Origin of the sequence: Corynebacterium sp. HMSC29G08, from assembly GCF_001806875.1 — a bacterium.
In the GTDB taxonomy this organism is placed as follows: domain Bacteria; phylum Actinomycetota; class Actinomycetes; order Mycobacteriales; family Mycobacteriaceae; genus Corynebacterium.
In genome coordinates this window covers 1-12,023 of record NZ_KV786272.1, presented here as the reverse complement: position 1 = coordinate 12,023, position 12,023 = coordinate 1, and the positions used below count along the sequence as shown (strand labels likewise).

Sequence of the window (12,023 nt, the reverse complement as noted above, 5' to 3'; positions counted from 1 at the left end):
GACTGCAATGCAGCACTACCCGTGGTGTGTTGTTTGTTGCGGATTCGGTTGGTGCTGGTGATGTGTTGTCGCCGCAGGTGACGACGGCGTCGGAGAATCCGTTTGATGATCAGCGTGAAGGTGAGCTTCCGCTGGGTGAGATGCCCGAAACCGGTGGTCGGGGTGTTTTGCGGCCGACTTTAGGTGGCATGTTGATCATGCTTGCTGGTTTGGCAATGGCACGACGTAGGGCGACCCCGTAGAACACCTGTAGGTCACGTTTCGCTAGAAGCCCTAGTTCGCCCTAGTCAGCCCGAGTCCTAGGACTCCTCTTCAAGTACCGCCTTTGAGAGCTTCTTCAGGCTCTTTAGCTGCTTTGCGCTCGATACCTCCAGGGCGCGCTCCTCGGCGGCGGCGACATCTTTGAGGAGCGCAGAGTGCGCCTTCGTCCCCTTTTTGGTGGCAGTGACAATCTGGCGGCGCCGGTCCTTTGGGTCTCGGTCGCGCTTGACCCACTCTTGTTGCTCTAGGCAGTCGATGAGCCGGACCATGTCGGAAGCGTCGATGAGCAGCAGTTCAGACAGCTCCCGCTGGGAAAGCGGCCGCTCCAGCACGCAGCTGAGCACCCAGTATTCGCGCATGCTGGTGCCGTGCTTGTTCAGTGCTTTTTCCACCAGCTCTTTGGTGTGGCGGCGCACCCGCTCGATCTGAAACGACGGCGACTTGGTCAGCGTGCTAGGCAATTCTGGGGACTGGGCCATAATTGTGATTCTAAACCGTTGGCAGGCCGGCCTCGACCCAGGCGCTGGTACCACCGGCGACGTTGATCACGTTGTCCCACCCAAGCGCGTTTTCTAGATACTCAGCGGCCTGCAGGGAGCGGCCTCCGGCGTGGCAGATGACGTAAATGTCACGGTCGGGGTCGATTTCTGCGGTGCGTTCGACCAGTTCGCTCAGCGGGATATTGATGGCACCGGTGGCGTGGGTGGTGGTGTATTCGTCGGGCTCGCGGACGTCGATAAGCTGGATGCCCTGCGGAACCTCAGTAACCTGCACAGTTTTCATAAGCCCAACCCTATAGTGTTTTTATGGCTAACCGGAAGGCGCGCCCGCCGCAGTGGGTGTTTCATGTGCGGCGCGCAGTGGCGCTGGCGATCCTGCTACTTATGGTGATTGTGCCGGTGCGCGCGTGTGGCGGCCCGGGGGAGGAACCGGAAGTGGTGGCTGAGCTGCCGCCCGCGCACGTCGAGGCGTCCGCCCCCATCGCCTTATCCATCCCCTCGGTCGGGCTCAATGCCAGCTTTGAGAAGGGGCCTTGCAGGCTTATCGACGCCACCGTCGACCCCTCCAGCCTGTCCAAAGCCTGCATATTTACCGCTGACTCCAAACCCTACGAGCTGCCCGGCAGCGACGCGGGCGACATCGTTGTGATCGCCGGGCATGCTGCCGCCGGGGTGCCGGCCGTGTTTGACAAGCTGTACAACCCGTCGGCCCAGGAGCACACCGTGGCGGTTGGCGACGCCATGTACCTACGCACCGAGACTTCCGGCAAGTGGTGGCTGAAGTACGAAGCGACGGACCTTCATGCGCCCTCCAAGGACGCCCTCGCCGGCGACGCCGCCATCTGGGGCGAAGCGGCGGTGCCGGGGCGGTTGCTCACCATTACCTGCATCCAACCCGCCAACCCCTTCAAAGAAGCCGTGTCGAATGCGGTGGTGGGGTGGCAGTTTGTGGGCGTGGTGGGGCAGGAGGACGCTGTGGGGTGAGCGTGTTGGGTGCTTGCCGCGTGTTGAGTGCTTGCCGCGTGTTGGGTGTGACAAATGTGAACGGTGTGACTAGAGTGGTGTAAACCTTCAAGTCTTGCTTGAGACTTTAGCCTTTCTTGATAACCCCTTTTGGAGCACACCATGCAGCGTCACGCCACTTCCCTGACCGCCCTCGCCGTTGCAGGCGCAATGGCCATCGCCATCACCCCGAACGCATCCGCGCAGTCCTCCGATGGATCTGTCAGCGCTGAAGTGTCGGGTTCGAGTGTTAACGCGGCCGTTGATACGCTGACCAGCCCGGTACTGGACCCGATCACTGAAGGCATGTCCTCCACCGCAACCGAATCCAACCCCTCCCTGCCCGCGTGGGCCGTGGCCGCCGAAGCCGGCCAGTTCAGCGGCAAGACCTGGTACTACATGGCCGACGGCCTGACCGTGACCACCGACGCCGAAGCCGCCAAAGGCAGCCCCACCGGCAACGCCCAGGTAGAGATGTCCCTGCTGGACTTCGCCGCCGCCACCGGCCGCACCGTGCCCGCAAGCCAGGTCGGCCCCGCACGCCTCAAGCACCAGGCAGTAGTCATGGACGCCGAGGCTGCAGAAGCCCTGCCGGACTTCGCGCCGGGCGCCCTCGCCGCCGAATTCGACGACAAGAAGTGGTTCTACGCTGCCGACGGCTTCAACGTTGTCAGCGACGAAACCCAGGTCAACACCCCAACCCAGGGCGAATTCCGCACCATCTGGTCGCTCGCGCAGGACACCGGCAAGCGCCTGCCCGAAAACCTCGTGCAGCGCTCCCTGACCATGACCACCACCACGTTGTCCGAGGTTGGTGGGGGCGCTTCGGGTTCTCATGGCACTTCGGGCAGCTCCACCTCCCCGGCCTTCAACTTTACCCTTGAGTCCTTGCCAGCCTGGGCCGCAGGCGCACTCGTTGGCAAGCTGGACGGCCAGGAGTGGTTCTACTCCAAGGACTTCAAGTACGTCGTGAACAAACCCGAGCTGGTCAACGCCGATGTTGAGGTCGGCAACGCATCCTGGATGTCTGTCATCGAGTTTGCCAACAAAACGCAGCGCTCCCTGCCGGAGGCGCTGCGCGGCAAGCTGGCCCTGGAGGCCGGTTCCTCCAACCCGGGCGCAGGCATTGCGGCTAACGGTTCCTCCGCCTCTGACCTGGGTAATGCAGCCGCGATCGTCCTGCCGGCGATGCTGGTCATCGGTGGCGTGGCCTGGTACCTGAACCAGGACGGCAAGACCTTTGTTACCAACCTCGGCCGCATCGGCGTGACCCCGACCGCACAGGAGATCGACGCTTCCGCCCACATGCTGTCCTCCAACCGTGGCGAGGTCGAAGCCCAAGCCCGCGCCGCCGCCGAAGCTGAGGCAAAGGGTGGGGCCGTGACCACCGTTGAGGCCCAGGCCGAGACTCGCGGGATCAGCGCCGCCACCGGCTCCAACGCCTTTGGCAAGGGCATGATCGCCCTGCTGCTGGCTTCCGTACTGGGTGCGGCCGTGTTCGCGTTCGGCCGCCGCCAGCTGGTGTAGCCGGCTTAGCCCACCAATCACGTTTGCAGCTATCTACTTGTAGCTATCAGCGCAAAAACCGCTTGATAGCCGGGTGTAGGTAGCTGCAAACGCGTTTTTTGGGGAGGCGCGGCGGCGACGCGGCCAAGCGCTCGGCAAATCAACCCATCGGTCGATGGTGGAGCACCGCAGCCATGCCTACCGTGAAGTCGTGAACACAGACACCACCAAAACCCCAGAACAAACCCCACAACAACCCCTCCAAAACCGGTGGAAAGCCCTCGGCGTCTTGGCCGCCGGCCTGGCGTTGATTGTGATGGACGGCACGATCGTTGGCGTCGCGTTGCCAACCATGATCACTGCCCTTGATCTCAGCCTGACCAACGCGCAATGGGTCAACGCGATCTATAACGTGATTTTCGCGGCGCTGCTGCTTGGTTCGGGACGCTTGGGGGATCGCATCGGCAGAAGGACGGCGTTCGCGGCGGGCGTGTTCTTGTTCCTTGCGGGCTCGCTACTCGCCGCCAGCGCGACCGGCGCTAGTACCCTGATCGCCGCCCGCGCGGTGCAGGGCGTCGGCGGCGCGTTGGTGTTGCCAGCTACATTGTCTTCGGTGAACTCCCTGTTCACCGGCAAGGATCGCGCCGCGGCATTTGGCGTGTGGGGTGCGGTGATGAGCGGTACGGCGGCGTTGGGGCCGCTGCTTGGTGGCGTGTTGACCCAATACGCGTCGTGGCGTTGGATTTTCTGGGTGAATCTGCCGTTAGGCCTGCTGGTCATCGTCGGCATTTTCGCGTGGGTGCCGCAGACCCACGGCAAGCGCAACGTGCGCGGTGTGGATGTGGACGGTGTGCTGACCTCTGCAATCGGCTTCGGCCTGCTCGTCTTCGGCCTTATCGAGGCCACCACGCTCGGCTGGTGGACGAAGAAGGAGACACTGCGCATCGGCGCCTGGTCCTGGCCAGACGCGTGGACCCTATCGCCGGTGCCGTTCGCCATCGGCATCGGGCTGGTCTTCATCGGCCTGTTCCTGTGCTGGGAGCTGCACCGAGCGCGCAACGGCCGCGACGCCCTGCTGGATCTTAGCCTGTTCAAAGTCGGCACGTTTTCCTGGGGCAACCTCACGGCAGCGATGGTGGCCATCGGCGAGTTCTCGCTGATGTTCGTCCTGCCGCTATTCATGGTCAACGCCATGGGCTTAAGCACGGTGCGCACCGGCGTGGTCCTTGCGGCAATGGCGCTGGGGGCGTTCGCCTCGGGTGCGGCGGCGCGTCATCTAGCAGCACGGCTCGGCGCGCCCGGCGTAGTGGTTTTGGGCCTTTCGCTGGAGGTTGTCGGCGTCGGCGTTTTGGCCTGGGTGGTTGGCAAACAAGCACCGATCTGGTTCACCATCGGCGCGCTGGTGGTCTACGGCGTTGGCCTGGGCCTTGCGTCGGCGCAGTTGACGTCCACGGTGCTTGCCGATATCCCCGCAGAGCTCTCCGGCGCCGGCTCCGCAACCCAGTCGACAGTGCGCCAGCTCGGCTCCGCCCTGGGTGCCGCGATCGCCGGCTCCGCGCTGGCCGCCGCGATGGCGCAGAAGATCCCCGCAGCGCTGAACAACGTCAGTGGCCTGCCCAACCAGGTAACCAATCAGCTCTCACAGGCCACGCAGTCCTCCGCCGGCGCGATGATCGGGCAGCTGCGCAACGCCGCCCCCGACAACCCCCTCGCCACCCAGCTCGGGCCGGCCCGCGACGCAGTGGTCACGCAGCTGTCCACCGGATTCGCGCAAGCAGCCGCCTGGTCGATCGGGTTCTCCGCGGCGTTCCTCGTCCTGGGGCTCATCGGTTCCCTGATGGTGCGCCACCACGCCCAGCACACCAGTCACCACTCCCGGTAGGTGGAGGCGGGGGTGTGGGGGACGCTGCGGGCCTCGGCAAGCAACTTGGCCCCCTTCACCCGCTGGATGCAGGCGGCTTCATCTTTCAGGATGTCGGCGGGGAAGATGCGGATCACCTCGTAGCCTCGCTCTTTGAGCCAGTTCTCGCGCGCCAACTGCCGCATGATCACCTCGTGCGAGACATCGGCGTATTTGAGGTAGCCATCGATTTCGATGATCAGGTTGCCCCACAGCAAGTCAACGCGGTAATCCCCAACCCACATCTGCTCTTGCGCCGTAATGCCATGCTCCGCCAGAATCACACGGAACAGCGACTCAAACGGAGAATCCGACACCACCGAGCTCAGCTCGAACGCCTGTCGCGCACGCGCAATGCCGCCTTTACCGGAAAGCCGCTTGATCACGGACTGCAGCGCGGCCCGCACCTCCCGACGATTGCCGCGCGGAATCCCGTGCATCAGCCCGTCCATCGCCACCACGCCGTGCCGCACACCGTGCAGCCGCGCGATGTCCACCGCGGTGCGAACCGGCATGGTCAGCCGCGCCCCACGATAGGTCGCCAGGTCCATGTCGGGCACCACAAAACGCCTGTACACCACCCCTTTGGGCCATTGGCTTGTCGACGGCACCGCCCCGCCCCCAACGCCAACTCCACAGCCTCCGCATCCGTGGGCAGCACCCACATATTTGCGACGCGCGCCGCCGAGCGCCCCACCAGCACCGCCCGCGACGCAGCCAGACCGGCCGCATAGCAGCGCAGAAACTCCTGCTCGTGGCGACGCATCCCGCGCCACCGCTCCTCAGTGACAAAGCACGTTGCAGAAAGCTTGACGCAGTCGTGATGCTGCGCGGCACCCTTCTTTAGCAGGTGCGTGGCCAGTGCCTCCCGGTCCATGAAGTCCCCCTATGAATCCCCTTTTTGCTCGCTTCCCCCTGAAGCGATGGTGTGGCTGCATCGTAACAGGACTGGGTTGTTCGCCGCTAGGGTTCGCTGGCCGCAACACGGCCGCAGCACGGCTGCAGCACTGCCGGAACACGGCCGAAACACGGCCGGAAACACGGCCGGAAACACGGCCGGAAACAAGAATGCAGCTATCTACGTGTAGCTATCAGCGAAAAAGCCGCTTGGTAGCCGGGTGTAGGTAGCTGCAAACGCTGGGGGAGGGGCGCCGCGCCCTACTTCTTGTACGCGTCCAGCGATGCCTGCAGGATCGCCTCGGCCTCAGCCTTGTCGCCCCAGCCGGAGCCGGTGACTTCCTTGTTCGGCTCGAGGTCCTTGTAGTGGACGAAGAAGTGCTCAATCTCGTCCTTGAGGAAGTCGGAGACGTCGGAAATGTCCTGGTAGTGGTTGTAGCGGACGTCGTCGATCACGCACAGCAGCTTGTCGTCGCCGCCGGCCTCGTCGGTCATCTTGAACACGCCGAGCGGGCGGGCCTTGACGGTCACACCGGGGAAGACGGGCTCCGGGGTGATGACCAGGGCGTCGAGCGGGTCGCCGTCGTCTGCCAGGGTGTGGTCGATGTAGCCGTAGTCGGCTGGGTACGCCATCGGGGTGAACAGGTAGCGGTCGAGGTAGACGCGGCCGGTTTCGTGGTCTACTTCGTACTTGTTGCGGGAACCCTTGGGGATTTCGATGATGACCTCGATAGCCATGTGCACTCCTTAGTTCGGTGAATATCCGCCAAACATCATACGTGGACTACGCTGTGGGCCGATGAAGGTATGGACTTGGGTGGTTTCGGCGTTGGCGTTGACGGCGGTCGGCGGTGTCGCGGGTTTTGGTGTGGCGGCGCACGAGCAGCTCTCAGCGCTTGAGTACGCGCCTGCCTACGAGTTGCCCGCAGCGCACCAACCCCTGAAACCGGCCACGGGGGCACCGATCGACCAGCACCTGCTTATCGACGCCCTCACGCACGCCTCCCAAAACCCCAACCTTGGCCAGTTCCACGCCCACATCACTGACGCCTTCACAGGCAACGTCATCTTTGAGCAGATGGCGGATGTGCCGCTGCGTCCGGCCTCTACTACCAAGGTGCTCACCGCAGCGGCGGCACTGTATGAGTTGGGGCCGAACGACACGCTGACCACCACCGTCTACAGGGATGGGGACGCTGTGTATATCAAGGCCACGGGGGATGTGTGGTTGGGGCAGGAGGGGGTGGACGTGGTGGCGTCGATAAGCAAGGGGGCTCGCGCTGTGTATGTGGATACCTCCCAGTGGGCTGGGTTGCCGGAGCTGTTGCCGGGCTGGGATGAGCTGGACATTGACGGTGGCTATGTGGCGCCGCTGCAGCCGCTGATGCTCAACGGCGGGCGCGGGCTGGAGCACGAGACTGGCGATGTGCCGCGCTCGCATACCCCGGCACTGGACGTGGCGCAGGCCGTGGCGGACCAGGTAGGTGCCGGGGAAGTTGGTGTGGCCCCGGTGCCGGAGGGGGCGCAGGAGGTGGGCGCGGTTCAGTCGCCGACACTGGTGGAGCGCATGGAGATGATGATGAAGCGCTCCGACAACGTGTACGCCGAGGCGATCGCTCGTGAGCTTCGGGACCACACCGGCAAGGACCCGCTGACCGTGCTTGCGGAGCGCGGATACAATACTGTCGGCTGTGTGATCGAAGACGGCTCCGGCCTTTCCACCCTGAACCTGATCACCCCGCGGCTGTTGGACGAGATTCTTGCGGACGCCGCGATGAACGCTCCCCTCCGCCCCCTCCTAGCCACCCTGCCGGTGGCCGCCGGCGAAGGCACCCTGATCGACCGCTACGGGGATCTCGACGGGCGCGGCTGGGTGCGCGCGAAAACCGGCACGCTTGATGACACCTCTGGCCTTGCCGGTACCGTGACCAGCGTCAACGGCAATGTGTACACGTTCGCGTTCCTCTCCAACGGCTCCGACATTTTAGAGGCGCGCCGGGCGATGGATGAGATGGCATCGATCCTGAGGGACTACTGATGACTGAGCTGTTTTGGCCGCGGAAAAGCCCGCACTTTCTTGCTTGCCGACGCGCCGTGCGCGAAGTTTGGCAAACGTCTAAAATCGGGCTGGTTGATGGGCCTGTTGATAGGCCTGTTGTGATCGGTTTTTCCGGAGGACCGGACTCCTTGGCGCTTGTGGCCGCGGCGGCTGCTGAGAACGTGCCGGCATTGGCGGTGGTGGTGAATCACAACCTGCAGGAGGGATCTGCGCAGATTGCCGGCGAGGCCGCCGTGCAGGCCCGCGCGCTGGGCGTGGACACCAAGGTTGTGCACGTGGATGTGGATTTGGAGGCTGGCGGGGGCAATGTGGAGGCGGCGGCGAGGGAGGCTCGCTACGCTGCGCTGTTTCGGGTTGCAGGCCAGGTTGCTGGTCAGGTTGCTGGTCAGGTTGCAGGCGCTAACGGCGAAGTCTGGGTCGCGCACACCGCCGACGACCAAGCGGAAACCCTGCTGCTGGGTGCCCTGCGCGGCAACCCCTCGGGCATGCTGCAGCGCAGCGGCAACCTGGTGCGCCCCTTTATCTACCTGCGCCGCGCCGATACGGTTGGTGCCTGCAGAGAGCTGCACTTGCATCCCTGGCATGACCCTATGAACGAGGACCTGGCGTTTAGGCGTGTCGCCATGCGCACCGAGATCATCCCGGCGTTGTCGGAGCTTTTGGGCGGCGACGCCGTGCCTGCCCTTGCCCGTACCGCGGACCGGATTGCGCAGAGCAACGAGGTTATCCGCGAGTTGGCCACACCCACCGGCGGCTGCGATGAGCTGGCCTGTGCTGATCTTGACTGCGCTGAGCTGGCTGCGCTGCCCGCGGTGGTGCGCCGCTCCCGGATCCACGCCTGGCTGGTGAACAAAGATATTCACCCCAACGGAGCTCAACTCGACGCGATTGAGCGCCTTGTCACCCACTGGCGCGGCCAGGTTGGCGTGGAACTTGCGGCTTCCCAGCTTTTAAAGCGGGAGGCTGGGCGGCTAGTTGTTGTGCCGCGTGGCCGTGAAGTGGCAAGATAGGCGGGGTTACAAAACAGGGAAGGGCACCCATGACTCAGCTGCATAACACCAAAGATTTCAACGTCACGGCGAACCGCTACGGCGACGATGTGGAAGCGATCCTGATCTCGGAGGAGGTGCTGCAGGAGCGCATCCAGGAGCTCGCCGACAAGGTGAGCGAGAAGTATAAGGATTCCGCAGAGGACCTGATCTTGGTGTGCGTGCTCAAGGGCGCGGTCTTTTTCCTTACGGACTTTGCGCGCAAGCTGTCCATCCCGTGCGAGATGGAGTTCATGGCCGTGTCTTCCTACGGCAACTCCACCACTAGCTCTGGTGTGGTGCGCATTCTGAAGGATCTGGATAAGGAGATCGCCGGCCGCGACGTGCTGGTGGTTGAGGACATCATTGACTCTGGCCTGACGTTGAGCTGGCTGTTGAAGAACTTGTCTGGCCGCAACCCGAAGAGCCTTGAGGTGATCACGCTGCTGCGTAAGCCTGAAGTGCAGACCGCCAAGATTGACCTGATGGATGTGGGCTTTGACATTCCGAATGAGTTTGTCATTGGCTACGGCTTGGATTACGCGGAGCGTTACCGTGACCTGCCGTATGTGGGTACGTTGCATCCGCGGGTGTACTCGGATGGGTCTGAGGATTAAAGCCTAGAAGCTAGTTAGATTTCACGGATTACATGAGCAAAAATCAAAATGTTTTGCGGTGGGGCCTGATTGGTGCCACCGCCCTCATCGTCCTGTACCTGCTTACGTTGATTGGGGACGATTCTCGCGCCTACCAGCCGGTTGACACTTCCCTTGCGCTTGAGCAGCTGGAGAAGGGCAACGCCAAGGAGGTGCAGATTGATGATCGGGAGCAGCGCGTCCGGATTGAGCTGAGGAAGCCCATTACTGTCGACGAACGCGAGAACGTCGAAGCCGTCTCCACCCAGTACCCAGCGCGTACTACTCCAACGATCTTTGATGCGGTGAAGGCCTCTGGCGCCGACAGCTTTAAGACGAATGTGACTCAGGAATCCTTCCTGATGTCCATGTTGGGCTTTATGCTGCCGATGGTCCTGATCTTCGGACTTCTGATGTATCTGATGTATCGCATGCAGGCCGGTGGCGGCATGTTTGGCATCGGAGGGTCCAAGGCGAAGAAGCTGGATAAGGACAACCCGACGAATACGTTTGCGGACGTGGCTGGTGCCGATGAGGCGGTGGATGAGCTGCAGGAGGTTGTGGACTTCCTGACGGATCCTACGATTTATGAGCAGCTGGGTGCCAAGATCCCGCGTGGCGTGCTGCTGTACGGTCCGCCGGGTACCGGTAAGACGTTGCTGGCGCGTGCCGTTGCCGGTGAGGCTGGCGTGCCGTTTTACTCCATCTCTGGTTCTGATTTTGTGGAGATGTTCGTGGGCGTGGGTGCCTCGCGGGTGCGTGACCTGTTTAAGCAGGCTCGTGAGAGCGCGCCGTGCATCATCTTTGTGGACGAGATTGATGCCGTTGGTCGCCAGCGTGGCTCCGGCATGGGCGGTGGCCACGACGAGCGCGAGCAGACCCTGAACCAGTTGCTGGTTGAGATGGACGGCTTTGATGGCCGCGAGGGGGTCATCCTGATCGCGGCGACGAACCGTCCGGACATTCTGGATCCGGCGCTTTTGCGCCCAGGCCGCTTCGACCGTCAGATTCCGGTAACCAACCCGGACATGACGGGTCGCGCGAAGATTTTGAAGGTGCACGCCAAGGGCAAGCCGTTGGCCAAGGATGTGGACTTAGATGCGCTGGCGAAGCGCACCGCCGGCATGAGTGGCGCGGACCTTGCGAACGTGCTGAATGAGGCGGCGCTTCTGACGGCGCGCATCGGCGGCAACGTGATCACCCCGGACGCGTTGGAGGAGGCTACGGACCGTGTGATTGGTGGTCCGCGCCGCTCCACGAAGATCATCTCGGAGCACGAGAAGAAGGTCACCGCTTACCACGAGGGCGGCCACACGCTGGCTGCTTGGGCGCTGAAGGATATTGAGCGCGTGTATAAGGTGACCATCCTGCAGCGCGGCAACACCGGTGGCTTTGCCATGACTGCGGACGAAGACGATAAGGGCATGTACAACCGCGACGAGTTGTTTGCCCGCATGGTCTTTGCCATGGGTGGCCGAAGCGCCGAAGAGCTAGTGTTTGGCACGCCGACTACGGGTGCCTCCAACGACATTGAGCAAGCGACGAAGATCGCGCGCGCCATGGTTACGGAGTACGGCATGTCCTCGGTGCTTGGCACAGTGAAGTACGGCGAAGCCCAGGGGGATCCGTTCTCTGGTCGCGGCGCCGGCGCCAGCTTGGAGTACTCTCCGGCGGTTGCAGAAACTATTGATAGGGAGATGCATGAGCTTCTCGACGCCGCGCATGAAACCGCCTACTCCATCCTGTCGAAGTACCGCGATGAGCTGGACACGCTGGTGACCAAGCTGCTGGAGAAGGAGACGCTGCGCCGTCCTGATCTGGAGGCGATTTTTGACACCATCGAGCCGGAGCGTCCCGAGCTTCCGGCGCATGACGTCCGCTTTGTCCGCCAGCCGGGCCGAGAGCCGGTGAAGACTCCGGTGGAGCTGGCCAAGGAGCGTGGCGAAGAGCCGCCGAAGCGTTTCTCTATCTTGGAGGCGTCGAGGCAGACGCGTGAGCGTCGCCGTCGTGAACGCGAAGCGATGGGTGGGCCGAAGCATGCGAAGCCGGGTTCCTCGCGTTGGCAGCCGGGCCAGCCGGGCCAGTCGCGCCAGCCGGGCCAGCCGCAGTACGGTGGCCCGACCCCGCCGCCGGGTTGGACCTATCCCGGCCAGCAGCAGGCGCCGGGCCAGCAGCAGGCACCGGGCCAGCAGCAGGCACCCGGCCAACAGCAGGGTCCGGGCCAACAGCAGGGTC

General features: G+C 63.4%; 13 protein-coding genes. 8 read left to right on the top strand and 5 right to left on the bottom strand.

Translation table 11 applies throughout. The annotated features are described in order from the left end of the window. Window positions 1-29: 29 nt before the first annotated feature. Window positions 30-242 (top strand): hypothetical protein, encoded by a 213-nt coding sequence (locus HMPREF3101_RS10025; protein WP_141737435.1) that lies wholly within the window; start codon window positions 30-32, stop codon window positions 240-242. A gap of 57 nt (window positions 243-299) precedes the next feature. On the opposite strand, the gene HMPREF3101_RS10020 is transcribed toward HMPREF3101_RS10025, so the two are convergent. Both HMPREF3101_RS10020 and HMPREF3101_RS10015 read right to left on the bottom strand, forming a co-directional pair. Beyond that, on the bottom strand, window positions 300-740 hold the full coding sequence (locus HMPREF3101_RS10020; RefSeq protein WP_070465122.1) for a MarR family winged helix-turn-helix transcriptional regulator: 441 nt from the start codon (window positions 738-740) through the stop codon (window positions 300-302). Window positions 741-750: 10 nt separating this feature from the next. Continuing rightward, a complete protein-coding gene (locus tag HMPREF3101_RS10015; RefSeq protein ID WP_070465119.1) occupies window positions 751-1,044 on the bottom strand; it encodes a rhodanese-like domain-containing protein in 294 nt (97 codons plus the stop codon). A gap of 23 nt (window positions 1,045-1,067) precedes the next feature. Between HMPREF3101_RS10015 and HMPREF3101_RS10010 the strand changes: the two genes are divergently transcribed. The 3 genes from HMPREF3101_RS10010 to HMPREF3101_RS10000 all read left to right on the top strand — a co-directional run bounded on the left by HMPREF3101_RS10010 (window position 1,068) and on the right by HMPREF3101_RS10000 (window position 5,151). Further along, on the top strand, window positions 1,068-1,745 hold the full coding sequence (locus HMPREF3101_RS10010; RefSeq protein WP_070465116.1) for a sortase family protein: 678 nt from the start codon (window positions 1,068-1,070) through the stop codon (window positions 1,743-1,745). Between the two features lie 141 nt (window positions 1,746-1,886). Beyond that, window positions 1,887-3,290 carry a hypothetical protein gene (locus tag HMPREF3101_RS10005; RefSeq protein WP_070465113.1) on the top strand — a complete coding sequence of 468 codons (1,404 nt, stop codon included), beginning with the start codon at window positions 1,887-1,889 and terminating at the stop codon, window positions 3,288-3,290. 190 nt (window positions 3,291-3,480) lie between these two features. After that, complete coding sequence (locus tag HMPREF3101_RS10000; protein ID WP_070465217.1) at window positions 3,481-5,151, top strand: MFS transporter; 1,671 nt, start codon at window positions 3,481-3,483, stop codon at window positions 5,149-5,151. On the opposite strand, the gene HMPREF3101_RS09995 is transcribed toward HMPREF3101_RS10000, so the two are convergent. The 3 genes from HMPREF3101_RS09995 to HMPREF3101_RS09985 all read right to left on the bottom strand — a co-directional run bounded on the left by HMPREF3101_RS09995 (window position 5,136) and on the right by HMPREF3101_RS09985 (window position 6,804). Then, a complete protein-coding gene (locus HMPREF3101_RS09995) occupies window positions 5,136-5,720 on the bottom strand; it encodes an endonuclease domain-containing protein (protein ID WP_070465110.1) in 585 nt (194 codons plus the stop codon). The two genes, HMPREF3101_RS10000 and HMPREF3101_RS09995, sit on opposite strands and share 16 nt — an antisense overlap. Continuing rightward, entirely contained in the window at window positions 5,687-6,046 is a 360-nt protein-coding gene (locus HMPREF3101_RS09990; protein WP_070465109.1) for a hypothetical protein, read from the bottom strand. Before HMPREF3101_RS09990 ends, HMPREF3101_RS09995 begins: the two co-directional genes overlap by 34 nt. 281 nt (window positions 6,047-6,327) lie before the next feature. Further along, entirely contained in the window at window positions 6,328-6,804 is a 477-nt protein-coding gene (locus HMPREF3101_RS09985; protein WP_070465107.1) for an inorganic diphosphatase, read from the bottom strand. 61 nt (window positions 6,805-6,865) lie between these two features. Here HMPREF3101_RS09985 and dacB point away from each other — a divergent pair, with 61 nt between their 5' ends. The 4 genes from dacB to ftsH form a co-directional block, all read left to right on the top strand. Further along, window positions 6,866-8,104, top strand: coding sequence for a D-alanyl-D-alanine carboxypeptidase/D-alanyl-D-alanine endopeptidase (gene dacB / locus HMPREF3101_RS09980; RefSeq protein WP_070465103.1), 1,239 nt, complete (start codon window positions 6,866-6,868; stop codon window positions 8,102-8,104). After that, window positions 8,104-9,135, top strand: coding sequence for a tRNA lysidine(34) synthetase TilS (gene tilS, locus HMPREF3101_RS09975; RefSeq protein WP_083280206.1), 1,032 nt, complete (start codon window positions 8,104-8,106; stop codon window positions 9,133-9,135). The genes dacB and tilS overlap by 1 nt, the downstream gene beginning before the upstream one ends. Window positions 9,136-9,164: 29 nt before the next feature. Next, window positions 9,165-9,770, top strand: a complete 606-nt coding sequence (gene hpt / locus HMPREF3101_RS09970) for a hypoxanthine phosphoribosyltransferase (RefSeq protein WP_210386195.1) — start codon at window positions 9,165-9,167, stop codon at window positions 9,768-9,770. 32 nt (window positions 9,771-9,802) lie between these two features. Continuing rightward, window positions 9,803-12,023: ATP-dependent zinc metalloprotease FtsH (ftsH, locus tag HMPREF3101_RS09965; protein WP_141737434.1), on the top strand; the 2,221-nt coding region annotated here is incomplete at its 3' end.